Source organism: Citrobacter sp. Cpo074, from assembly GCF_030332745.1.
GTDB classification, from domain to species: Bacteria; Pseudomonadota; Gammaproteobacteria; order Enterobacterales; family Enterobacteriaceae; genus Citrobacter; species Citrobacter portucalensis.
The window spans coordinates 68,464-91,842 of sequence record NZ_JAOWHG010000033.1; the positions used below are offsets into that span (position 1 = coordinate 68,464).

At 53.0% G+C, this 23,379-nt stretch carries 21 protein-coding genes; 8 read left to right on the forward strand and 13 right to left on the reverse strand.

All coding sequences use genetic code 11. From position 1 onward, the window contains the following. Nucleotides 1-237: 237 nt before the first annotated feature. From OGX83_RS14595 to cmoB, 5 genes are all read left to right on the forward strand, one after another. Complete coding sequence (locus OGX83_RS14595; RefSeq protein ID WP_111465441.1) at nt 238-804, forward strand: hydrolase; 567 nt, start codon at nt 238-240, stop codon at nt 802-804. Further along, nucleotides 801-1,619, forward strand: coding sequence for a DUF72 domain-containing protein (locus tag OGX83_RS14600; protein ID WP_048235199.1), 819 nt, complete (start codon nt 801-803; stop codon nt 1,617-1,619). Before OGX83_RS14595 ends, OGX83_RS14600 begins: the two co-directional genes overlap by 4 nt. A 174-nt stretch (nt 1,620-1,793) precedes the next feature. After that, nucleotides 1,794-2,189 carry an MAPEG family protein gene (locus OGX83_RS14605; RefSeq protein ID WP_003833847.1) on the forward strand — a complete coding sequence of 132 codons (396 nt, stop codon included), beginning with the start codon at nt 1,794-1,796 and terminating at the stop codon, nt 2,187-2,189. A gap of 40 nt (nt 2,190-2,229) precedes the next feature. Further along, a complete protein-coding gene (gene cmoA, locus OGX83_RS14610) occupies nt 2,230-2,973 on the forward strand; it encodes a carboxy-S-adenosyl-L-methionine synthase CmoA (RefSeq protein ID WP_008785057.1) in 744 nt (247 codons plus the stop codon). Continuing rightward, complete coding sequence (gene cmoB / locus OGX83_RS14615) at nt 2,970-3,938, forward strand: tRNA 5-methoxyuridine(34)/uridine 5-oxyacetic acid(34) synthase CmoB (RefSeq protein ID WP_003833851.1); 969 nt, start codon at nt 2,970-2,972, stop codon at nt 3,936-3,938. The genes cmoA and cmoB overlap by 4 nt, the downstream gene beginning before the upstream one ends. Before the next feature lie 234 nt (nt 3,939-4,172). Here the strand turns inward: cmoB and cutC are convergent, their stop codons facing one another. Next, complete coding sequence (cutC, locus tag OGX83_RS14620) at nt 4,173-4,919, reverse strand: copper homeostasis protein CutC (RefSeq protein WP_020996630.1); 747 nt, start codon at nt 4,917-4,919, stop codon at nt 4,173-4,175. Nucleotides 4,920-4,921: 2 nt separating this feature from the next. After that, on the reverse strand, nt 4,922-5,488 hold the full coding sequence (locus OGX83_RS14625; RefSeq protein ID WP_198802439.1) for a VOC family protein: 567 nt from the start codon (nt 5,486-5,488) through the stop codon (nt 4,922-4,924). A 238-nt stretch (nt 5,489-5,726) separates the two neighbouring features. Here OGX83_RS14625 and argS point away from each other — a divergent pair, with 238 nt between their 5' ends. After that, nucleotides 5,727-7,460: an arginine--tRNA ligase gene (argS, locus tag OGX83_RS14630; RefSeq protein ID WP_149282004.1), complete on the forward strand. Its 1,734-nt coding sequence runs from the start codon at nt 5,727-5,729 to the stop codon at nt 7,458-7,460. A gap of 229 nt (nt 7,461-7,689) precedes the next feature. Continuing rightward, nucleotides 7,690-9,627 (forward strand): peptidoglycan DD-transpeptidase MrdA2, encoded by a 1,938-nt coding sequence (gene mrdA2 / locus OGX83_RS14635; protein WP_286588389.1) that lies wholly within the window; start codon nt 7,690-7,692, stop codon nt 9,625-9,627. On the opposite strand, the gene bglB is transcribed toward mrdA2, so the two are convergent. The 10 genes from bglB to tar form a co-directional block, all read right to left on the reverse strand. Next, the gene (gene bglB, locus OGX83_RS14640) at nt 9,599-10,738 is read right to left on the reverse strand and encodes a beta-galactosidase BglB (RefSeq protein ID WP_174771410.1); all 1,140 of its coding nucleotides are present in this window, start codon (nt 10,736-10,738) and stop codon (nt 9,599-9,601) included. The genes mrdA2 and bglB overlap by 29 nt on opposite strands. A gap of 306 nt (nt 10,739-11,044) precedes the next feature. Beyond that, the gene (gene flhE, locus OGX83_RS14645; protein WP_003833862.1) at nt 11,045-11,437 is read right to left on the reverse strand and encodes a flagellar protein FlhE; all 393 of its coding nucleotides are present in this window, start codon (nt 11,435-11,437) and stop codon (nt 11,045-11,047) included. Then, a complete protein-coding gene (gene flhA / locus OGX83_RS14650; RefSeq protein ID WP_003833865.1) occupies nt 11,437-13,515 on the reverse strand; it encodes a flagellar biosynthesis protein FlhA in 2,079 nt (692 codons plus the stop codon). The genes flhE and flhA overlap by 1 nt, the downstream gene beginning before the upstream one ends. Continuing rightward, nucleotides 13,508-14,659, reverse strand: coding sequence for a flagellar biosynthesis protein FlhB (gene flhB, locus OGX83_RS14655; protein ID WP_003833866.1), 1,152 nt, complete (start codon nt 14,657-14,659; stop codon nt 13,508-13,510). Before flhB ends, flhA begins: the two co-directional genes overlap by 8 nt. 158 nt (nt 14,660-14,817) lie before the next feature. Next, nucleotides 14,818-15,462, reverse strand: a complete 645-nt coding sequence (gene cheZ / locus OGX83_RS14660; protein WP_003034659.1) for a protein phosphatase CheZ — start codon at nt 15,460-15,462, stop codon at nt 14,818-14,820. A 10-nt stretch (nt 15,463-15,472) separates the two neighbouring features. Beyond that, a complete protein-coding gene (cheY, locus tag OGX83_RS14665; protein ID WP_003034656.1) occupies nt 15,473-15,862 on the reverse strand; it encodes a chemotaxis response regulator CheY in 390 nt (129 codons plus the stop codon). A gap of 17 nt (nt 15,863-15,879) precedes the next feature. Continuing rightward, on the reverse strand, nt 15,880-16,929 hold the full coding sequence (locus OGX83_RS14670; protein ID WP_003833872.1) for a protein-glutamate methylesterase/protein-glutamine glutaminase: 1,050 nt from the start codon (nt 16,927-16,929) through the stop codon (nt 15,880-15,882). Continuing rightward, on the reverse strand, nt 16,926-17,798 hold the full coding sequence (gene cheR, locus OGX83_RS14675; protein WP_032943796.1) for a protein-glutamate O-methyltransferase CheR: 873 nt from the start codon (nt 17,796-17,798) through the stop codon (nt 16,926-16,928). The genes OGX83_RS14670 and cheR overlap by 4 nt, the downstream gene beginning before the upstream one ends. Before the next feature lie 19 nt (nt 17,799-17,817). Beyond that, nucleotides 17,818-19,419 carry a methyl-accepting chemotaxis protein IV gene (gene tap, locus OGX83_RS14680; RefSeq protein ID WP_008785067.1) on the reverse strand — a complete coding sequence of 534 codons (1,602 nt, stop codon included), beginning with the start codon at nt 19,417-19,419 and terminating at the stop codon, nt 17,818-17,820. A 43-nt stretch (nt 19,420-19,462) separates the two neighbouring features. Next, nucleotides 19,463-21,118 carry a methyl-accepting chemotaxis protein II gene (gene tar, locus OGX83_RS14685; RefSeq protein ID WP_079934729.1) on the reverse strand — a complete coding sequence of 552 codons (1,656 nt, stop codon included), beginning with the start codon at nt 21,116-21,118 and terminating at the stop codon, nt 19,463-19,465. 406 nt (nt 21,119-21,524) lie between these two features. Here tar and OGX83_RS14690 point away from each other — a divergent pair, with 406 nt between their 5' ends. Beyond that, the gene (locus OGX83_RS14690) at nt 21,525-22,784 is read left to right on the forward strand and encodes a dicarboxylate/amino acid:cation symporter (RefSeq protein ID WP_057068900.1); all 1,260 of its coding nucleotides are present in this window, start codon (nt 21,525-21,527) and stop codon (nt 22,782-22,784) included. A 76-nt stretch (nt 22,785-22,860) separates the two neighbouring features. Here the strand turns inward: OGX83_RS14690 and cheW are convergent, their stop codons facing one another. Further along, a complete protein-coding gene (gene cheW / locus OGX83_RS14695; RefSeq protein WP_003034638.1) occupies nt 22,861-23,364 on the reverse strand; it encodes a chemotaxis protein CheW in 504 nt (167 codons plus the stop codon). Nucleotides 23,365-23,379: the final 15 nt, after the last annotated feature.

Sequence of the window (23,379 nt, forward strand, 5' to 3'; positions counted from 1 at the left end):
GACGAAGTCGCAGCTTTAGCTGAATGTCACAACTGAATGAAAAAAGGCGGCTATTATACTGGAAATTCTGCCGCACGATAAGAGCCTACTGGGATAGACTCTCAGTCCGGTACTGACTGTACGCCTGTTTCCTGGACGGGCATTGCGTAATCTCACAAAAAATAACAAAAATTGTCGCCCCTTTCACACTGATTCGCGATTAAGGTGTAACGGAATTCTTTTATTACTGGAGTGACCATGCTGGAATTGAACGCTAAAACAACCGCCCTTGTCGTAATTGATTTACAGGAAGGGATCCTGCCTTTCGCTGGCGGCCCTCATACGGCACATGATGTGGTTACCCGCGCCGCGCAGTTGGCGGAAAAATTCCGTGCCCACGGTTCCCCGGTGGTAATGGTGCGCGTCGGCTGGTCTGACGATTACGCCGAAGCGCTGAAACAACCGGTTGATGCGCAAACTCCGGCTAAAGCGTTGCCTGAAAACTGGTGGGATTACCCGGCAGCTCTGGGGAAATGCGCCAGCGATCTCGAAGTCACCAAGCGCCAGTGGGGCGCGTTCTACGGCACCGATCTGGAGCTACAGCTGCGTCGTCGGGGCATCGATACCATCGTCCTGTGCGGCATTTCCACAAACATTGGCGTGGAGTCAACGGCGCGAAATGCGTGGGAGCTGGGTTTCAGTCTTATCATTGCAGAAGATGCCTGTAGCGCCGCCAGTGCTGAGCAACACCAGGCCAGCATGACCCACATTTTCCCGCGCATTGCGCGCGTTCGCAGCGTGGAGGAGATTCTGCAAGCGCTATGATTTATATCGGTTTACCCCAGTGGTCGCATCCAAAATGGGTGCGTCTGGGGATCACCAGCCTTGAAGAGTATGCCCGCCACTTTAACTGCGTGGAGGGCAATACCACGCTGTATGCGCTGCCTAAATCCGATATTGTTGCCCGCTGGCAGGCACAGACCACCGATGCGTTTCGATTTTGTTTTAAATTTCCGGCGACCATTTCGCATCAGGCTGCGCTGCGTAATTGTGATGACCTGGTACAGGAATTTTTTACGCGCATGTCGCCGCTGGAATCGCGCATTGGACAATACTGGCTGCAATTACCTGCGACTTTTGGCCCACGCGATCTGCCTGCCCTGTGGCAGTTTCTCGATGTGCTCCCGAATTCCTTTACCTACGGTGTGGAAGTTCGCCATCCAGACTTCTTTGCCAAAGGCGAAGCCGAGCAGCTATTTAATCGCGGTTTACACGAGCGCGGAGTAAACCGGGTGATTCTGGACAGCCGCCCGGTGCATGCCGCAATCCCGCATACTGAAGCAATACGTGACGCCCAGCGCAAGAAACCGAAGGTTCCGGTGCATGCGGTGGTGACGGCAAACCATCCGATGGTACGCTTTATCGGTAGCGATAATATGGCACAAAACAGCGAGCTTTTTGCCGTCTGGCTGACCAAGCTATCGCTATGGCAACGCACCACGACGCCGTATCTGTTTTTGCATACGCCGGACATCGCGCAGGCCCCGGAGCTTGTTGATACGCTATGGGCAGATTTACGCAGCGCCCTGCCAGAGATCGGATCAGCACCCTCTATTCCACAGCAATCTTCTCTTTTCTGAAAATGCCACCTATCATAGTCAGTGCCATCAACCCAACCGTACTCTAAATAATTCGAGTTGCAGGAAGATGGCAAGGGAGAGAATCCTCAGGAGCTTACATTAGTAAGTGACTGAGGGGAGCGAGTACAGCCACCACGCATGCAACTTGAAGTATGACGAGTAAAGGGAGTTTGTATGGTAAGCGCGCTTTATGCCGTATTGGGTGCGTTATTGTTAATAAAGTTCTCCTTTGACGTCGTTCGCCTGCGCATGCAATATCGCGTTGCCTATGGCGATGGAGGTTTTAGTGAACTGCAAAGCGCTATCCGCATTCACGGTAATGCGGTGGAATATATTCCCGTCGCGTTAGTGCTGCTGTTATTTATGGAAATGAACGGCGCAGAGACGTGGATGGTGCATATTTGCGGGCTGATGTTGATTGCCGGACGACTGATGCATTATTACGGATTCCACCACCGGCTCTTCCGCTGGCGCCGTTCAGGCATGAGCGCAACCTGGTGTTCGCTGTTGCTAATGGTGCTGGCGAATCTTTGGTATATGCCCTGGGAGTTGGTTTTCTCCCTGCATTAGCGCACAATACGCCACTTTATTTTTCCCGGATTTTTACGTTATGTCTCACCGCGACACGCTTTTTTCTGCGCCTATCGCCAGTCTGGGTGACTGGACCTTTGATGAACGGGTAGCTGAAGTCTTCCCGGATATGATCCAGCGTTCCGTTCCTGGCTATTCCAATATCATTTCTATGATTGGCATGCTGGCCGAACGTTTCGTACAACCCAACACGCAGGTCTACGATCTGGGCTGTTCTCTGGGCGCGGCGACGCTCTCGGTGCGTCGCAATATTCATCACGAGAATTGCAAAATTATTGCCGTCGATAACTCCCCGGCGATGGTTGAGCGCTGCCGTCGTCATATTGATGCCTATAAGGCACCGACCCCGGTTGAGGTTGTCGAAGGCGATATTCGCAACATTACTATCGAAAACGCCTCGATGGTGGTGCTGAATTTTACCCTGCAATTCCTTGAGCCACCTGAGCGCCAGGCATTGTTGGATAAGATTTATCAAGGGTTGAATCCCGGCGGCGCGCTGGTGCTGTCTGAAAAATTCAGTTTCGAAGACGCTAACGTTGGCGAGCTGCTGTTCAACATGCACCACGACTTCAAACGGGCCAATGGCTACAGCGAACTGGAAATTAGTCAGAAACGCAGCATGCTGGAAAACGTGATGCTGACCGACTCGGTAGAAACGCACAAAGCGCGACTGCATCAGGCTGGCTTTGAGCACAGCGAATTGTGGTTCCAGTGCTTCAATTTTGGCTCTCTGGTGGCGTTGAAAGCTGAGGTTGGCGCATGATCGATTTTGGTAACTTTTATCAGTTGATTGCCAAAAATCATCTGTCCCATTGGCTGGAAACGCTTCCGGCGCAAATCGCTGCCTGGCAGCGCGATCAGCATGGTTTATTTAAACAATGGTCAAACGCCGTCGAGTTTCTGCCCGAGCTGACGCCGCATCGTCTGGATTTACTACACAGCGTTACCGCTGAAAGTAAAGAACCGCTCAGCGAAGGCCAGCTTAAACGCATCGACACCCTGATGCGTAACCTGATGCCATGGCGTAAAGGACCGTACTCGCTGTACGGCGTCAACATCGATACCGAATGGCGTTCCGACTGGAAGTGGGATCGCGTTCTGCCGCACTTGTCTGATCTCACCGGCCGTACCATTCTTGATGTTGGCTGTGGCAGTGGTTATCACATGTGGCGCATGATTGGCGCTGGAGCGCATCTGGCGGTTGGGATCGATCCTACGCAACTGTTTCTGTGCCAGTTTGAGGCGGTACGTAAACTGCTGGGCAATGACCAGCGTGCTCACCTGCTGCCGCTGGGTATTGAGCAACTTCCAGCGCTAAACGCCTTTGACACTGTGTTCTCCATGGGCGTGCTTTATCACCGCCGATCGCCGCTGGAACATCTGTGGCAGTTGAAGGATCAGTTGGTTAAAGATGGTGAGCTGGTGCTGGAAACGCTGGTCGTCGAAGGTGATGAAAATACCGTTCTGGTGCCGGGCGATCGCTACGCGCAAATGCGTAACGTCTACTTTATTCCATCTGCGTTGGCTTTAAAAAACTGGCTGGAAAAATGCGGTTTTGTTGATGTGCGCATCGCCGATGTCTGCGTCACCACCACCGAAGAGCAACGCCGCACCGAGTGGATGGTAACCGAGTCGCTGGCCGACTTCCTCGATCCGAACGACCACAGCAAAACGGTGGAAGGCTACCCCGCCCCATTACGTGCAGTATTGATTGCGCGTAAGCCGTAATAGAATGCCGAATGACCGTTACGTATAGCACCGTTTCTCCAAAATAGTTCAAGTTGCAGCAAGGCGGCAACGCAGCAAATCCCCGGGAGCGTAGATAACTACGTGACCGGGGTGCGCGAGGCGGCCAACGCTGCTGCGGCTTGAAATATGAAGGAGAAAAAAAGGCCCCTGTTGAAATTGCAGGGGCCTGGTACGAGCAAGCATCATATTGGGCGACATGATGCAACGGTAAAATCAGCTGGCCTGATGGTGTGCAATGATTGCTTTCATTTCAGCAACCGCCGTCCCGTCTACCGCATAGCGCGAATACTCATCCGCCTGCGCATCCGAAGACATCGACAACCCCGAATTGCGATAACGCATTGGTGAAGCCAGCCATACTCCGGCAGAACTGTGGACTTCCTGCACTCCAGCATCAAGGAACAGGGACAAATTCGAGGCGCGAACCCCCGCTCCGGCCATAATGATTGGAGCACCGGGCTGCGCAATAAGTTCCATTATTTTTGTTAAACCTTGCGCCGCATCTGATTTTTGCCCTGAAGTGAGTACTCTGGCAATGCCCAAATCAGCTAATTTTTTAAGCGCATTGAGTGGGTTAGCACACATATCAAAGGCCCGATGAAAAGTGACTTGCAGCGAACCGGCGGCAATCATTATTTTCTCCATGCGCGGCATATCGACATTGCCATCCACATCTAAAATGCCGGTCACCAGCCCTGAGAATCCCAGTTCCCTGACCATCGCAATATCATCCAGCATTGCAGCAAATTCACCTTCGGTGTAGCAAAAGTCGCCTCCACGTGGGCGAATAATGGGATTGACGGGAATCGAAATGTGCTGGCGAACGGAACGCAAGACACCCAGTGACGGCGTTAAGCCCCCTTCTTTGGGTGCCGAGCATAGTTCAATACGATCCGCGCCGTTTTGCTGCGCCGTGCGCGCGCACTCCATGCTGTAACAGCAGATTTCCAGTATAGCCATGCTCACTCCTGACGTTCGCTTGCCACAATGGTTTCAATCGACCACGGATGGAATTTTATCGTCACGCTACCATCGCTAACCGCCAGCGTCGGATTCGGTAAACGCTCACGCTCTCCTTTTGGCGAGCTGGTTTTCACAAAAATGCCCGGTTGACTCAGACCGTGATCGGAAAGCAGCGCCAGCGCTCGCGCATTCAGCGTTTCCGGCTCTCCCGGCAGAACAATTTCAATATGTTCCCAGCCTTCATGTGGGTAGCGTTTTTCGCCCGGCCACGGCAGTTCGACGATGGAAAATTGCCAATGTTGCACACAAACCGGCTCATGCAGTTTAAAAAGACAAATAGGTCTGCCGTTGATAATGTTTTCTGACAACAATTCACCGCACTGTTCAAACCCACGACGCCAGCGCTCTGCGGTGGTATTTTGATGGCAACGCAAGGAAATGTGATCGGCTTCCAGGCCTGTGATATCCAGCCCAAGGCGGGTAGAAAGTTCCGTTAATGCCTGCGTGAAATGCGGTAAATCTGCAGAAATATCCTGTAGTTCTGCAACGGTTTGCCAGTTCGCCATATTAAAAGCTCATATCCATGTTCAAAGTCGCTAATTTACTCTGTTGCGCTGCGCCATCCAACCGCTGTTTTCTCCGAACACATCATGAATAAATTTACGCCATTGCATTGTTTATATTTCAGGCTACTGGCGGTACACACAATGCTGACGGCAACGGGCATTTGCAGTATACTCCCGCCCTTAATTCTTAAACTGGTGCGGTGAATTTTAGGCCGCTTCATAAATGTAAGGTATTCCGGTGAATATTCAGGCTCTTCTCTCAGAAAAAGTCAGTCAGGCCATGATTGCTGCAGGCGCACCTGCAGATTGCGAACCGCAGGTTCGTCAGTCAGCAAAAGTACAGTTCGGCGACTATCAAGCTAACGGCATGATGGCTGTCGCTAAAAAACTGGGTATGGCGCCGCGACAACTGGCTGAGCAGGTGCTGACTCATCTGGATCTCAACGGGATTGCCAGCAAAGTTGAAATTGCAGGCCCGGGCTTTATCAATATTTTTCTCGATCCGGCATTTCTGGCGCAGCACGTTCAGCAGGCGCTGGCTTCCGATCGTCTGGGAGTAACTCAACCGACCAAACAAACCGTCGTGGTTGACTACTCCGCGCCTAACGTAGCGAAAGAGATGCACGTTGGTCACCTGCGTTCCACCATCATCGGTGACGCGGCGGTGCGTACGCTGGAGTTCCTCGGTCACAACGTTATTCGCGCTAACCACGTCGGCGACTGGGGTACTCAGTTCGGTATGCTCATCGCATGGCTGGAAAAACAGCAGCAGGAAAATGCCGGAGAGATGGCGCTGGCTGACCTGGAAGGTTTCTACCGTGATGCGAAAAAACATTACGACGAAGATGAAGCCTTCGCGGAACGCGCCCGTAGTTATGTTGTGAAACTGCAAGGCGGTGACGAATACTTCCGTGAGATGTGGCGCAAACTGGTCGACATTACCATGTCGCAGAACCAGTTAACCTACGATCGCCTCAACGTTACCCTGACCCGTGACGACGTCATGGGCGAAAGCCTGTACAACCCGATGCTACCTGGCATCGTCGCCGATCTGAAGGCGAAAGGGCTGGCTGTTGAAAGCGAAGGCGCTACCGTCGTATTCCTTGATGAGTATAAGAACAAGGAAGGCGAACCGATGGGCGTTATCATTCAGAAGAAAGATGGCGGCTATCTCTACACCACAACCGACATCGCCTGCGCCAAGTATCGTTACGAAACCCTGCATGCCGATCGCGTTCTTTATTACATCGACTCTCGCCAGCATCAGCACTTAATGCAGGCCTGGACCATCGTACGTAAAGCCGGTTATGTGCCGGATTCAGTGCCGCTGGAACACCACATGTTCGGTATGATGCTGGGCAAAGACGGTAAACCGTTCAAAACCCGCGCGGGCGGCACGGTTAAACTGGCCGATCTGCTGGATGAAGCGCTGGAGCGCGCACGTCGTCTGGTCGCGGAGAAGAACCCGGACATGCCTGCCGACGAACTGGAAAAACTGGCAAATGCGGTCGGTATCGGCGCAGTGAAATATGCGGATCTGTCCAAAAACCGTACCACCGACTACATCTTCGACTGGGACAACATGCTGGCGTTCGAAGGTAACACCGCGCCATATATGCAGTACGCTTATACCCGCGTACTGTCCGTGTTCCGTAAAGCAGATATCGACGAAAGCGCGCTGGCAAATGCGCAGGTCGTTATCAGCGAAGATCGCGAGGCTCAACTGGCGGCGCGTCTGTTGCAGTTCGAAGAAACGTTGACCGTCGTTGCGCGTGAAGGTACGCCACACGTGATGTGTGCTTACTTGTACGACGTTGCTGGTCTCTTCTCCGGCTTCTACGAGCACTGCCCTATTCTCAGCGCTGAAAACGAAGAGATTCGTAACAGCCGACTGAAGCTGGCACAGCTGACGGCGAAAACCCTGAAGCTGGGTCTGGATACACTGGGTATCGAAACCGTAGAACGTATGTAATCACTTCAAATAATGTGAAAGCCCGCGCTATGTCGCGGGCTTTTTTATTTCCCCGAATGACCGCCCTCGTAGGCCTGATCAGCAAAGCACCATCAGGCGCTACGTTCACTGTAATTTGTAACAACCCACAAGGAATGACACATTTCCCTAGAGATATGGAACATCTTTTGCCTGTCATCCCGTCTAAGCCTCCGTATCATTAGGCGGCGAATTAATCGGGTACGGGTCAATGACATTCAGAGATTTTGAGGCGGAAGAAAAGCTCTTCCAGCGGCGTGTATTGGTGGCCTTTGGCCTGGTAGTCATCTGTTTTGGCATCCTGATTTACAATCTGTATAACTTACAAATCTGTCAGCACCAGTATTACACCACCCGGTCGAATGCAAACGACATCAAAATGCTGCCCGTCGCCCCAACGCGTGGCATGATTTACGATCGCAACGGCATCCCGCTGGTGCGCAACGTTACCTGGTACGATATTTCCGTTACGCCGTATAAAATCAGCGATATGAATGCGTTACTCCAGCAGCTCACGCCGATCGTTGACCTCACACCTGATGACATAGACCAGTTTCGCCATGAGCTGAAAGCCAGCAGCCGCTATCGTCCTGTGGTGCTAAAAAATGCGCTAACCGATGTCGAAATCGCCCGTTTTTCGGTAAACCAGTTTCATTTTAGCGGCGTCAACATCAATAGTTACGAAGACCGCCAGTATCCCTATGGCGCGGCGCTGGCGCATGTCCTTGGTTATGTTTCAAAAATCAATGACAACGACCTGAAAGCACTGGATCAAAAGGGCCTGGCGGAGAACTACGCCGCCGATCACAACATCGGTAAGCAAGGTATTGAGCGCTATTACGAAAACGAACTGCATGGAAAAACCGGTTATCAGGAGGTGGAAGTAGATAACCACGGACGCATCGTACGCCTGATCAAAGATGTGCCGCCCGTTGCCGGAAAAGATATCCATCTGACGCTGGATTTACATTTACAGCAATACATTGAGAGCCTGTTGGCTGGCCAGCGTGCCGCCGTTTTGGTTGAAGATCCACACGACGGTTCCGTACTGGCGATGGTCTCAAACCCCAGCTATGACCCTAATCCGTTTGTCAAAGGCATCAGCTATCAGGACTATAACAAGCTACTCCAGGATAAAGACCTGCCATTAATCAACCGCGTCACGCAGGGATTGTACCCTCCCGCTTCAACGGTCAAACCGTATATGGCTATGTCGGCATTACTGAACGGGGTAATCACGCCGCAGACCAGTTTCTTCGGCGCCCCTACCTGGACGCTACCCGGCACCGAGCGACATTACCGTGACTGGAAAAAAACGGGCCACGGTATGCTGGATGTCACCAAAGCGATAGAAGAGTCTGCCGATACGTTCTTCTATCAGGTGGCGTATATGATGGGGATCGACCGGATTAACAGCATGCTCAGCCAGTTTGGTTACGGTAAACCGACCGGCATCGATCTTGATGAGGAGTATAACGGCCTGCTCCCGAGCCGCGAATGGAAGCAAAAAGTGCACAAAAAAGCCTGGTATCAGGGGGACACTATTTCAGTTGGCATCGGTCAGGGCTACTGGATTGCCACACCTATCCAGATGGTAAAAGCCATGGTCGCACTGATTAACAACGGCAAGGTTATCGTCCCTCACCTGCTGCTCGATGAAGAGAGCGGCAAAACCATCACGCCGTATCAGGCTCCAAAAGTACCGTCACAAATCGCCTCAGCCTCATCGCCCTACTGGGGACTGGTGCGTCAGGCGATGTTCGGCATGGCGAATGAACCAAATGGTACAGGTTATAAGTTCTTTCACACCGCGCCTTACGGCATTGCGGCAAAAAGCGGCACCTCGCAGGTCTTTAGCCTGAAAGAAAATCAGACCTACAATGCGAAGATGATCCCTGTCCGCTTGCGCGACCACGTGTTCTATACCGCATTTGCACCCTATAAGAACCCGAAGGTCGCGGTGGCGTTAATTCTGGAAAACGGCGGCAGCGATGGTGTCACCGCCGCGCCGGTTATGCGTCAGATCATGGATCATCTGTTTGCCCCGCAGGACAATACAGTACAAACAGTGACGACTGAACAATCAGGACCGATAGCGGTATCGCCATCGAATACCGATATCAAAAATACTTTCGCAAGTATTCGGTAAGGCACAGCATCGCCATCGCCTGTCCGTAAGGCATGGAGGTCCGAGGGATGTTGCGGTAGAAATCAAGATTGTGTCCCATCCCGGTACCAAACGAGGTGTGCAGCAGTTCACCTTCCGGTGAAATATGCTGCACAATGCCGCGAATGGCTTTTTCGGCTACCGGCGCATACTCTTGCCCAACATAGCGTTTACGTACTGCTTTGAGGATCCCATAGGCAAATCCGGCAGTTGCCGATGCTTCCAGATACGACTGCGGGTCGTCCAGCAAAGTATGCCACAACCCACTTTCATCCTGGCATTTCGCCAGCGCCGCGATTTGCGCGTTCAGGACCTGTACCAGATAGCGGTGAACAGCATTGCTTTCCGGTAAATCAAGTAATTCGAGGAAGTCCGGGATCACGATAGTTAACCAACTGTTGCCACGCGCCCAGCGGGCATTAGCAAAGTTATGATTTCCTTCATAGCTCCAGCCGTGGAACCACAGCCCCGTTTCTTTATCCATCAGGTTTTGCACGTGCAGCAGGAACTGATACGTTGCCTCTTCGATGTAGTCCGGGCGATTGAGTAGCTTGCCAATCTTCGCCAGCGGTAAAACCGTCATCATCAGCGTGTCATCCCACATCTGTTGATGGTTTTCTTCCGCCAGCGTGATGTGTTGCATACCACCAAATTCGGTACGCGGCATCTCATGCATTGCCCACTCAGCCCAGCTGTCGAGCCACGGCAGATACGCTGGATTACGCGTCTCTTCATAGCGATATGCCAATGTTAAAAATGGCGCCATGGTGTTCACGTTTTTAGTGGTTGCACCTTCAGCAAAGCGATCGGCAAACCAGCTATCGATGATATCGCGCATCGTTTCATCGCCGGTTTGCAGATAGTACTGATACATCCCGTACAGGCCGACGCCGTGTGTCCACTCCCATCCCGCCCAGCCTTTAGTATCAATTACGCGTCCATCGTCCAGACGCAGCAAGAACTCGCCGGTTTCGTCATGAATATTGACCAGGTTATGCGTCACCTTTTTGATCAGCGTTTTTAATTCATCCCTGGCAATAAAATGTTCTGGCTGGCGCAATAACGGGCTATGTTTAACCGGGTAAACAATCATTTACTAAACCTCTGTCAATGTCGGATTCAATGCTGTGACCTGCCCCTGTTACGGCGCAGCAGCTTTTTTGGAGGCCCCGCAATCCTCGCTTTGACAATGGGCATCCTTATAGGGTCACAGTAAAAGCTAACAGGAAGTGAAACCTTTCTATTTCTGCCAGAAGGATTCGTGAAATGGCAAGAATACAAAGAGTCCGGCAACGTACGTCACTTATTTTATAAAACGGCGTTTCTATTTAATTGAATGAGGGGCTGGAATTTTGAAACAACCAGCAGTTTCAACTGCTGGTCTGAATGACGGAGGGTGTTAACGGTAGTTCACAATCACCTGATTGCTCTGAATGCGTAACGCGGGGATCAGGCGACCACCGCCAGGGACTTCCCAGACAAAATGCATCGGTTCAATGGCCGGAACGTTATTGAACCCGTTGGTGGTCCCACTTTGCCCGTCCAGTTCGACACAACGGGACTGAGAACATAAACGCACCCGCAAACCTGCGGGCGTTGGGCCATTCAGCTCATAGCGCCAGGCCACCAGCGTCATCAAGCCTGAGACCGGCTGGCTGGGAACCAAAGGATCAGACGAGGCTGACTGGCCACGGTGATTTAAGGTGATCCCCATGCCACTTGCCTGCCAGGCCCCTTCTCCGGCGGCCTGCGCCACCAGAGGAAAAAACAACAACCACAGTAACTTACGCATTATTTACCTCCAATGGTCGCCGTCATGCGGATATGGCGGTTATCGGAAAGCTCCATATTCGATAACACCACCAACTGCGGGATGCTGCGGCGTAAAAACCGCGCCAGTAACGGACGTAACGCGTGATTAACCAGCAAGACCGGCGGCGCGCCCAACATTTCCTGCCGGGACAGCGCTTCCTGAGTCTGGGCCAGCAGTCGGTCTGCAAGCCCAGGCTCCAGACCGCCGCCCCCCTGCAGCGCTTGCAGCAGCAAACGCTCGAGCGGAGTATCAAGACCGATAACCTGAACCTCTTCATTACCCGGGAACCACTGCTGAGTGATGGCACGTCCTAACGCAACACGGACGACCGCGGTAAGCTCATGCGGATCGTTTTGCAACGGCGCATGTTCCGCCAGCGTTTCAAGAATGGTGCGCATATCGCGAATCGGTACTTTCTCATCCAGCAAGTTCTGCAGCACTTTATGCAGCGTGGTGAGCGTCACAACGCCCGGCACCAGATCTTCCGTCAGCTTTGGCATCTCCTGCGACACTCGATCCAGTAACTGCTGCGCTTCCTGACGGCCAAACAGCTCAGCGGCGAACTGCCCAATCAGGTGGTTTAGATGCGTAGCGACAACTGTACTGGCTTCAACCACCGTAAAGCCCTGAATCTGCGCCTGTTCCTTCAATGCGCTTTCAATCCAGATAGCGTCCAGTCCGAACGCCGGATCGACCGTTTTCTCACCCGGCAGCGACCCGGCGGCAGTACCCGGGTTAATGGCCAGCCAGCGTCCCGGATAGGCGTCACCGCTGCCAATTTCTACCCCTTTCATCAAAATTCGATAGCGGGCTGGCTGCAGATCCATATTGTCTCGAATGTGTACCACCGGCGGCAGGAAGCCCATATCCTGGGCAAATTTCTTACGAATACTGCGAATTCGCCCCAGTAACTCGCCATCCTGCTGAAAATCCACCATTGGGATCAGGCGGTAACCAACCTCCATGCCCAGCGAATCTTCCAGCTGCACGTCGTTCCATGTGGCTTCCACCACGGAGTTGTTTTCCGGCATTTTCACCGGCTGCGGTTCATCTGGCGCTTTTTGCTCACGACCGCGCATCCACCATGCCAGAGCCAACAATGCGGCAGTAAACATCAGAAACACCAGGTTAGGCATGCCCGGAACCAGACCCAAAAGCCCAAGTACCGCCGCACTGAGCAACATGACGCTGGGGTTACTGAACAGTTGGGTCACCATCTGTTCGCCTACGTCCTGGTCGGTACTCACGCGGGTCACGATAACACCCGCCGCGGTAGAGATAACCAGCGCAGGAATTTGTGCCACCAGCCCGTCACCGATGGTCAACAGGGTATAACTTTCCGCAGCGCTGCCCATGCTCATACCATGCTGCAACACCCCGACTAACAGACCTCCGACCACGTTGATCACCATGATCAAAATACCGGCGATGGCATCTCCACGGACGAATTTACTCGCACCGTCCATTGAGCCGTAAAAATCCGCTTCCTGGGTCACTTCCGAGCGTCGTTTTTTAGCTTCATCTTCGCCAATCAGACCGGCATTCAAATCCGCATCAATCGCCATCTGCTTGCCGGGCATACCATCCAGCACGAAGCGCGCGCCAACCTCGGCGATACGCCCCGCACCTTTGGTGATTACCATAAAGTTAATGATGACGAGAATCACGAAGACCACGATGCCGATCGCAAAGTTACCGCCCACCAGGAAGTGGCCGAAGGCTTCAACCACCTTCCCCGCCGCCGCCGCGCCAGTGTGTCCTTCCATCAAAATGATACGGGTAGACGCGACGTTCAGCGCCAGACGTAATAATGTGGTAAACAGCAAAATCGTCGGGAATGCGGCAAACTCCAGTGTACGCTGGGTGAACATCGCCACCAGCAGCACCATGATCGACAGCGCAATGTTAAATGTGAACAGCAAATCGAGGACGAAAGCCGGCAGCGGCAGCACCATCATCGACAGAATCAGCAGGATGAGGATCGGTCCGGCAAGGATTTGCCATTGCGTGGATTTCAGGTTGCTGGGCAGACGCAGCATCGCGACCAGATTAGCCATCAGTATTCTTCTCGTTCATAAAATCCAGTGCTTCTGGCACCGGAAGGTTTTCAGGTTGTGGTGGACGCTTGCCGCCAGCCAGACGCCAGCGTTTTAGCTGCCATACCCATGCCAGTACTTCAGCAACGGCGGCGTATAATTGCCCCGGTATTTGCTGACCAATCTCAGCATGGCGATAGAGTGCACGCGCCAGTGGCGGCGCTTCTAATGTCGGGACACGGTGCTCTGCGCCAATTTCACGAATGCGCAACGCAACCAGCCCGGCCCCTTTCGCAACAACTTTCGGCGCACTCATTTTGTTCTCGTCATACTTCAACGCCACTGAGTAGTGCGTAGGGTTAGTGACAATAACGTCTGCTTTCGGCACATCTGCCATCATGCGACGCTGAGCGGCCGCGCGCTGCATTTGACGAATTTTGCCTTTAACGTGCGGGTCACCTTCGCTTTGCTTAAATTCATCGCGGATATCCTGACGCGACATACGTAGCTTTTTCACATGGCTATAGATCTGGAAAAAGACGTCGAACCCCACCATCGGAATAACGCCAAGTACCACCAGTAGTGCACACATACCGACTAAATCCAGGGCGTTGCCCATCGCCGTAATCGGTGACTCCGCCATCAGACGCATCATCGCTGGCCAGTTATGCCAGAGATAAAATCCGGCCACGCTTCCCACTAACGTGGACTTTAGTATTGCTTTGAGCAGTTCTGCGCCGGTTTGCGCGGAAAACATGCGCTTAATGCCCGGCAGCGGATTCAGCTTAGAGAATTTGGGTTGCAGGGATTTACCGCTGAAAATCAAGCCGCCAAGCATCACCGGGGAGATTAAAGCCACCAGAACGACGCCGGTAATCAACGGTAACAGCGCAATCATCGCGTCTTTAATCAGCAGGATGATTTGGCTGAGGATCAGATTCGGGTCGTTAACCATACTGTGGTCAAAACGTAATCCGGCCGACAGCATGCCAGCCAGCCTGCGGGCAAGCGACTCCCCACCAATCCAGATAATGCACACACCCACCAGCAAAATAAGCAGTGAGGTTAGCTCTTTGGATCGGGGGATCTGCCCTTCTTCCCGCGCTTTTTCAAGTCGGTGGGGTGTGGGGGCTTCTGTTTTGTCGTCGTCGCTTTCTTCTGCCACGCATCAGACCCTGGATAGAGATATAGGCGAGAATGATGCCAGAACAGCTATCCAGCAATGGGAAGAGTAAGCGGTAAAAAAGACGGGATTTATGGCTTTAAGCAGAATTGCGCGTAAGCCGGATGAGAGGCCCACGCCTCACATCCGGCAAATACGCATCAGAACCCGAGGCTATCCAGCAGGTCGTCAACCTGATCCTGACTTGCCACTACACCGGCTTTCGAGGCGTCAACCTGCGGGCCGTTAAGCAAGCTTTCGTTTTCACGTTTTGGACGAGCGCCCTGTTCCGGAATGTTTTCCAACAGAACCATCAGCAGCTGACGTTCAATTTCCTGGATAACATCCATCATGCGCTTGATGACCTGTCCGGTGAGATCCTGGAAATCCTGCGCCATCATGATGTCCAGCAGCTGGGCATTGGTAAAGCTGGTATGTCCAGGTACATCACCAAGGAACTGACGGGTATCGGTGACCAGTTCACGGGCGTCGGAGAGTTCGATCGGATTTTCGAACCATTCATCCCAGCGTTTAGTCAGGTCTTTGGCCCCTTTTTCCATCGCGTCCTGATGCGGCTGCGAAGCTTCTACGCTGTTTAGCGCACGCTCCGCCGCCTGCGCGGTCATCTGTACAACATAATCGAGACGATCGCGGGCATCAGGAATCGCTTCTGCCGCTTCGGCAATGGCCTGATCCAGCCCCAGTTCACGCAGGCTGTCGCGCAGCATTCGGGTCAAACTGCCGATGCGCGCGATGATGTCCCCTGCAGAGTGTTCGTCAGCAGGTTTAATTTGTGGTTGCATCATCATCACACCCTCACATGCCCAGTTTCTCAAAGATTTTATTCAGTTTTTCTTCCAGCGTCGCCGCCGTGAACGGTTTCACGACATAGCCACTGGCACCTGCCTGTGCTGCCGCAATGATGTTCTCTTTTTTCGCTTCTGCCGTGACCATCAGCACCGGCAGAGAAGCCATCCCGCCATCGGCACGGATGGTTTTCAGCAGTTCCAGTCCATCCATGTTCGGCATGTTCCAGTCAGAAATAACAAAACCGAATCCCCCAGCCTGCAGCTTGTTCAGCGCATCCACGCCGTCTTCCGCCTCTTCAACATTGTTGAATCCCAGCTCTTTAAGCAGGTTACGCACGATGCGACGCATGGTGGAAAAGTCATCCACAACCAAAAACTTAAGCTCTTTATCCGCCATAAAAATAAACTCCTGATTCAAATACGTATTGCCTGTCCGGCACTAATTTTCACCAGCATTTGCTGGCTCACCTGGCTAAGATCGACCACTTCGCTTACGCCACCCATATTGATGGCCTCGCGCGGCATGCCGAACACCACACAACTTGCTTCGTTTTGCGCAATGGTCCAGGCTCCCGCCTGATTCATCGCTAACATTCCGGCTGCGCCATCGTTGCCCATACCGGTCAGGATCACCCCGACGGCATTGCGCCCCGCATGTTTCGCCACCGAATGGAACAGCACATCCACTGAGGGCCGATGCCGATTAACCGGCGGACCGTCATGAATTTTGATTTGATAGTTCGCGCCGCTGCGTGCCAGTTCCATATGCTTGTCGCCCGGCGCGATATACGCATGCCCCGGGAGTACGCGCTCTCCGTCTTCTGCCTCTTTCACGGTTATCTGGCACAGTTTGTTCAGACGTTCGGCGAACGAACGGGTAAACCCTGGTGGCATATGCTGGGTAATAAGAATACCGGGGCTTGAAAGCGGCAATGGCTGGAGTACATGGCGAATTGCCTCTGTTCCTCCGGTTGATGCCCCAATCACCAGCAGCTTTTCCGAACTGAGTAACGGCCCTGCTTTCAAGGTCGTCGGTGCCGCCATGGGCTTATGGGCCGCCAGTTTTGCGCGCGATGCGGTGCGGATCTTTTCGGCAATCATCTCGCTATATGCCAGCATCCCTTCGCGGATCCCCAGTTGCGGTTTGGTGACAAAATCAATCGCCCCCAGTTCCAAGGCCCGCAGCGTGACCTCTGAACCTTTACCGGTCAGTGAAGAAACCATCACCACAGGCATTGGACGCAGGCGCATCAACTTCTCCAGGAAGTCGAGGCCGTCCATACGCGGCATTTCCACGTCCAGCGTCAGGACGTCGGGATTGTATTTTTTGATTAAATCCCGGGCGACCAACGGATCCGGCGCCGTCGCCACCATTTCCATATCACTGTGACTGTTAATAATTTCGGTCATGATTTGACGCATCAATGCAGAATCATCTACCGACAACACCCTGATTTTACTCATGCTTTATCCTTACCTGGCGCATGCGCATACACGGTCTGTCCACGCAGGCTAAACTCGCGCACAAGGTTGCTAAAGTTTTCTGAATGACCTGCAAACAGCAGCCCGTCAGGTTTAAGAAGTGGAACAAAACGGTGCAAAATGTCCTGTTGTGTCGTTTTATCGAAATAGATCATCACGTTACGACAAAATATGGCGTCGAACGGTCCGGGCACGTTGTACTGCTTATCCAGTAAGTTCACGCTGGAAAATTCAACATGACCTGCCAGTTCCTGCCTAACGCGTACCAGTCCTTCATGCGGCCCGGTGCCGCGCATGAAATAACGCTGCAACTGCTGAGGTGACAGCGTCTTTAGCTCATCGAGGCGGTAAATGCCGTTTCTGGCCTTTTCCAGTACTTCGGTATCAATGTCGCTGGCAAAAACGCGCCAGCGGCCCGGTGCCATACCTAAGGTATCGGCAAGCGTAATCGCAATGCTGTAGGGTTCTTCTCCGGTTGACGCCGCCGCGCTCCAGACGCGGTATTCACCGCTGCGCCGACGAGCGTGATCTGACAGCACCGGAAAATGATGCCCTTCGCGAAAAAACGCGGTCAGGTTGGTAGTCAGGGAGTTAATAAAAGCCTGCCACTCAGCACTGTTCTGGTTAGCTTCCAGCATGCTGAGATAGCGACCAAAGTCATCCAGCCCCAGGGTACGCAGACGACGAACCAGGCGGTTATAAACCATGTCCCGCTTATGGTCGGCCAGTACGATCCCCGCACGCTGGTAGATTAATTGACATATCCGACGAAAATGCGCGTCAGACAGCGCGAGGCGCTGTGTCATCTGTAACAATAATGACGTTTGCCCGGAGGGCAGAGATGATGTCATAGCGCCTTCTCAATCACATTCAGGATACAACGGGCGCAACCTGAGGCTGCGCCAACTCTTGTTTTGCTACGGTTTGCTCTTCAAGTTTAAAAAATGCGACACAAGCAGAAAGATGATCGGCCTGCGTGGCAAGTTGTCCGGCGGCGGATGCGGCTTCTTCCACCAGACCGGCGTTTTGCTGCGTCACGGAGTCCATCTGGCTGACGGCCTGCGCCACCTGCTCAATGCCTCTGCGCTGTTCATCGGATGCCGAGGCAATCTCGCCCATGATGTCGTTAACCCGGGTCACCGAACTGACTATTTCCGTCATAGTGCGCGACGCCATATCCACCAGCTGCGAGCCCTGATGCACCCGGGTGACAGATTCCTCAATCAGTCCCTTAATTTCTTTCGCAGCCTGTGCGCTACGGCTTGCCAGATTGCGCACCTCACCAGCGACGACGGCAAAACCACGCCCTTGCTCCCCCGCCCTGGCAGCCTCTACTGCGGCATTCAACGCCAGGATATTGGTCTGGAAGGCAATGCTGTCAATCACGCCGATGATGTCGCCGATTTTCTGCGAGCTGGCAGAAATCTCATGCATGGTGCTGGCGACCCGGGACGTCTGCTCGCCACCTTTATGCGCTGTGTCTGCCGCACTTTTGGCGATTCCTGACGCCTGGCGCGCATTATCAGCGTTCTGGCCGACGGTGGCGGTCAGTTGCTCCATGCTGGCCGCCGTTTGCGCCAGAGCGGCCGCTTGCTGTTCGGTTCGCGAAGATAAATCGTTATTGCCCATCGCAATTTCTGAAATACCGCTATGCATGGCTGAGCTGCCCTGACGAACGTCACTGACCGTTTCGCGTAACGCCTTTTGCATCTTCTGCAAGCTGGCAAAAATGGCCGAGATCTCATTGCGCCCATAAACCGCTACCGGTCGTGCCAGGTTCCCCGCGGCAATACTGTCGAAATGGCTGCCAATAATCGCCAGCGGCTGAACGATCATCTTGCGCGACCAGAACAGCGCACCGCTGGTGAGCAGTGCCGCCAGTACCACCATGGTGGCGAAAATCACCCCCGACATATGGTAATTTCGCTGGCTCTGATCGCCTGCCGTTTGTAACACGCTGTCGATGTTGCTCTGCCACGCATTCACATTCGCATCAAAAGCATCCTGAGCCGCCTGCACCGGCGCGGTCAGAAAATCTGACAACTGATTGTTTTCAAGCCAGGTGGCCTGATGCGCGAGAGCGCTATGCCACTGGTTGAAATTTTTCTCAGTTGCGCCTAACAGCGCCTTGCCTTGTTCCGTCGAATCCGACGTCGCCATAAAGCGTTTAAACATCAATTCAGACTGCGCCAGGCTGTCGCGCGCGAGGGTCATCAGCGTTTTGATGTCCTCTGGCGGATAGCTCAGGGCGGTCAGCGTCCCTGCCTTATTAAGGGCCGTACTGGCCTGTAATAACACAGCGCGGGTTTGGGCCAGCGCAGCGCGTTGCTGATTACTCCGTTCGACCTGATTCAGGTTCTGAAAACCGTCCCGAAATGCCCAGAAGGACAAGCCATTACTGCCAATCTGCAAAACTCCGCAGAGGATCAAAATCAAAAACAGCGTGGTCGAAATTCGAATACGATTAAACATCAACGCTCCCATTGGGCGGCACTGGCCGCGGTTTAACTATCAGTCAAAATGTTTCCCAATTCGTATCTTGTTCAATGCTCTGGCGCGGATAGGATGCGCTCGGGGCTGTTGGTAATCGTGTATCGCGTGGTTTTGTCGAGGCCGGACGTGACGCAAGACGGAAAGTCGATACCGACTGCGTTAAGCGACTGGCCTGTTCTTCAAGAGCGGCCGCTGCGGCAGCTGACTCCTGTACCAAAGAGGCGTTCTGCTGCGTAACGCGATCCATTTCAGAGACCGCGAGCGCAACCTGATCAATCCCCCGGCTTTGCTCGTCAGATGCCGAGGCAATCTCGCCCATAATGTCGGTCACCCGCGTCACGGCATTGACGATATCGTTCATTGTTTCGCCGGCGCTTTCTACCAGTACGGAACCGGTATCAACCCGGGAAACGGAATCTTCAATCAATGCTTTGATCTCTTTCGCCGCCTGCGCACTGCGGCTTGCCAGATTACGCACTTCACCCGCCACCACGGCAAAGCCGCGGCCTTGCTCACCGGCACGCGCTGCTTCAACCGCCGCGTTCAGTGCGAGAATATTGGTCTGAAAGGCAATACCATCGATGACGCTGATGATGTCGGCGATTTTCTTCGAGCTATCGGCGATTTCGTGCATGGTGTTCACCACGCTATCAACCACTTTGCCGCCATGCTGCGCGGTATCGGACGCGCTTTTCGCCAGTTGCGAGGCCTGACGCGCGTTGTCCGCGTTTTGCTTCACGGTTGCGGTCAGCTGTTCCATGCTGGCTGCGGTCTCTTCCAGTGCAGACGCCTGCTGTTCCGTACGAGATGAAAGGTCAGTGTTTCCGCTGGCAATTTCGCTGGTACCGGAATAAATCGCATCAGAGCCTTCACGCACCAGAGTGACGGTTTCCGTCAGCGAGCGCTGCATATGATCAACCGTACTGGCCAGCTCGCCGATTTCGTTACGGCCACTAACGGCGAGAGTTGCGGTCAGGTTACCGCTGGCGATTTCCCGGATATGGGCAATGACACGGGACAGAGGATTAAGCAGGGTATGACGGATGCCATACCAGACCACCACCAGAATCAGCACCAGCACCACGGCCAGCACGCCAAGCTGCCATTGGGCGAAATGGTAATCCCGCGCGCTTTGATCAAATGCCTGGACGTAAAGCTTTTCGCTAACGCTGGCGTACTTGCCCAGCGCCTCGCCGAGCGCGTTTTGCATTCCCTGCGTGGGCTGCGCGAAGTAGGCGTCCATATTGCCGCTTTCCAGAAACTGAACCAGTTCTGCCAGGGCCGCATGGTACTGCTGATATTTTTCCTCAACGTTGCCGCTGGCTTCTGCCATTTCCGGCAACGGTGTGATGTTTTTAAATTTTGCGTAATGCGTTTCAGCCTGCGCCAGCGATGCTTTCGCATTCTTCAGCAGATCGTTTTTGGCGCTGCTTTGCTGGTTAGATGCATCCATCATCATGCGCGCAGAAGAACGGCTTAAATTGATTCGTGTCTGCAGCATCAGATCCCATGTTGAGGTGAGTTCACTTTGCTGCTGTCGAAGATCGTTAGAAATAACAAAACTTTGCTGATTCTGCTGCAATGAAGAAAACAACAGACCACCGGAAACAAGCTGTAGCAGTGCGAAAACCCCCAGCACCATCATCAGCATTGTGACAACGCGGATACGGTTAAACATAAGGCACCTTCCTGAAAACGAGTTATCAACGTTATCGGCACTCGCTGAGATAACTTTACGTTTGCGAAAAGGAAATCCTGAAGGGATGTGAAGCCTGGCGAGGGGAAGATAAAACGGGTGTGCAGCAACCACAAATCATTCACATAAAAACACCATAATTATCATGTAAATAACATTTATTTTCATCGGTGAGCACGGTCAGAATGGCCGAAATACGCATTTTTATGTGATTGAGATCACACATACGCATCGTAAATACCACAACAAAATGGATAAAAAATTAAAAAAAGTTGTATCCGTTTACGCTTTAATCCAATTTATATGATGAATACCTCGTTACCACTTAATAAGTATAAAAAATGAGTAACCGATCAATAAATGTTAAATCCTTACTGAGGGCTTTTTAGTGGCAAATGCAAACAAACTCACGTTGTTTATCGTGATCTTCATGCTGGCGGGGATCCTGTCGGGTGCGGTGATCCACTCTTATGCCTCCCCCGGCGTCGTGACCGCCTGGGCCGATAACATTACGCTTCTTACCGACATCTTTTTACGCCTGATTAAAATGGTGATCGCGCCTTTAGTATTCAGCACCCTGACCGTTGGTATTATGCGCCTGGGAGAAACGTCCACCATCGGACGCGTGGGCGGCAAAGCGATGATCTGGTTTATCAGCTCTTCTATATTGTCTATCCTGGTCGGTCTGTTTGTGGTTTCCCTTGAGCAACCCGGCAGCGGGCTGAACCTGGCGATCCCGCTGGAAACCACCGACACCGGCCTGGCAGTGGGCGGCATGAGCCTGAAAGGTTTTCTGACACATACCATTCCAACCAGCATCGCCGAAGCGATGGCTAACAATGAGATCCTGCAAATTGTGGTGTTCTCAATGTTCTTCGGTATTGGCGGCGCATCCCTTGGTGAGAAATTCAACGCCCCGCTGGTTGCGGCGCTGGATGTGGTTTCCCATATTATGCTCAAAGTGACCGGCTACGTGATGTACGTTGCACCGCTGGCTATTTTTGCCGCCATCTCTTCCGTCATCTCCACCCAGGGTCTGGGGATCCTGCTTAACTATGCGTCGTTTATCGGCGGCTACTATGTGGCGATTTTGCTGACCTGCCTGGTTCTGCTGGCTGTGGGTTATGTGATGCTAAAAAAAGAGGTATTCCGCCTGGTGAGCATGCTGAAAGACCCGGTTCTGGTCGCCTTCACCACCAGCAGTTCCGAAGCTGCTTATCCGAAAACGCTGGAGCAATTAACTAAATTTGGCTGCTCACCCAACATCGTGTCATTCGTGCTGCCTATCGGTTATTCGTTTAACCTGGTCGGTTCCATGGTCTATTGTTCATTTGCCTCCATGTTTATCGCGCAGGCCTATAATATTCACCTCTCCTTCGCAGAAATCACCGTCCTGATGCTGACGCTGATGCTGGCGTCCAAAGGGATTGCCGGTGTGCCGCGTTCAGCACTGGTAGTGCTGGCTGCAACCATCCCGAGCTTTAACATTCCGGTCGCCGGGATCCTGTTACTGATGGGAATTGACCACTTCCTGGATATGGGACGTTCAGCAATCAACGTATTAGGTAACGGGATTGCAACGGCGATGCTGGCGCAGGATGAAGGTTTACTGGAAGAAGAACCGGAGCTGGTTGAGCGGGAAGCGTAAGAGGGAAATCTGCCGGATGCGCTACGCTAATCCGGCCTGCAACAGCAATCATTGTAGGCCGGATGAGTTATGGCGATTATGCGACGTGGGAAGCGGCAATATCCAGCAGCGCCATTTCTTCGCTGTTCAGCAGCTTCTCAATGTTGACCAGAATCAGCATCCGGTCACCCAGCGCACCCAATCCCGTCAAATATTCCGTCGACAGCGTGACCGCAAACTCCGGTGCCGGACGGATTTGATCCGTTGTCAGCGACAGCACATCCGAGACGCCATCTACCACAATTCCAACCACCCGCTGACCCAGATTCAGCACAATCACCACTGTGTTTTCGTTGTAATCCACATCGCTCTGGCTAAATTTCACGCGCAGGTCGACGATAGGCACAATCACACCACGCAGGTTTGTGACGCCTTTGATAAACGCAGGCGTGTTAGCGATACGCGTCACCTGATCATAACCACGGATTTCCTGCACTTTCAGGATATCGATACCGTACTCTTCATCCCCCAGCGTAAACACGAGGAATTCCTGACCTGACGGTTCGCCGGCCAGTTTAGTTACATTACTCATACCGGTCATATTATTCCCTTCTCA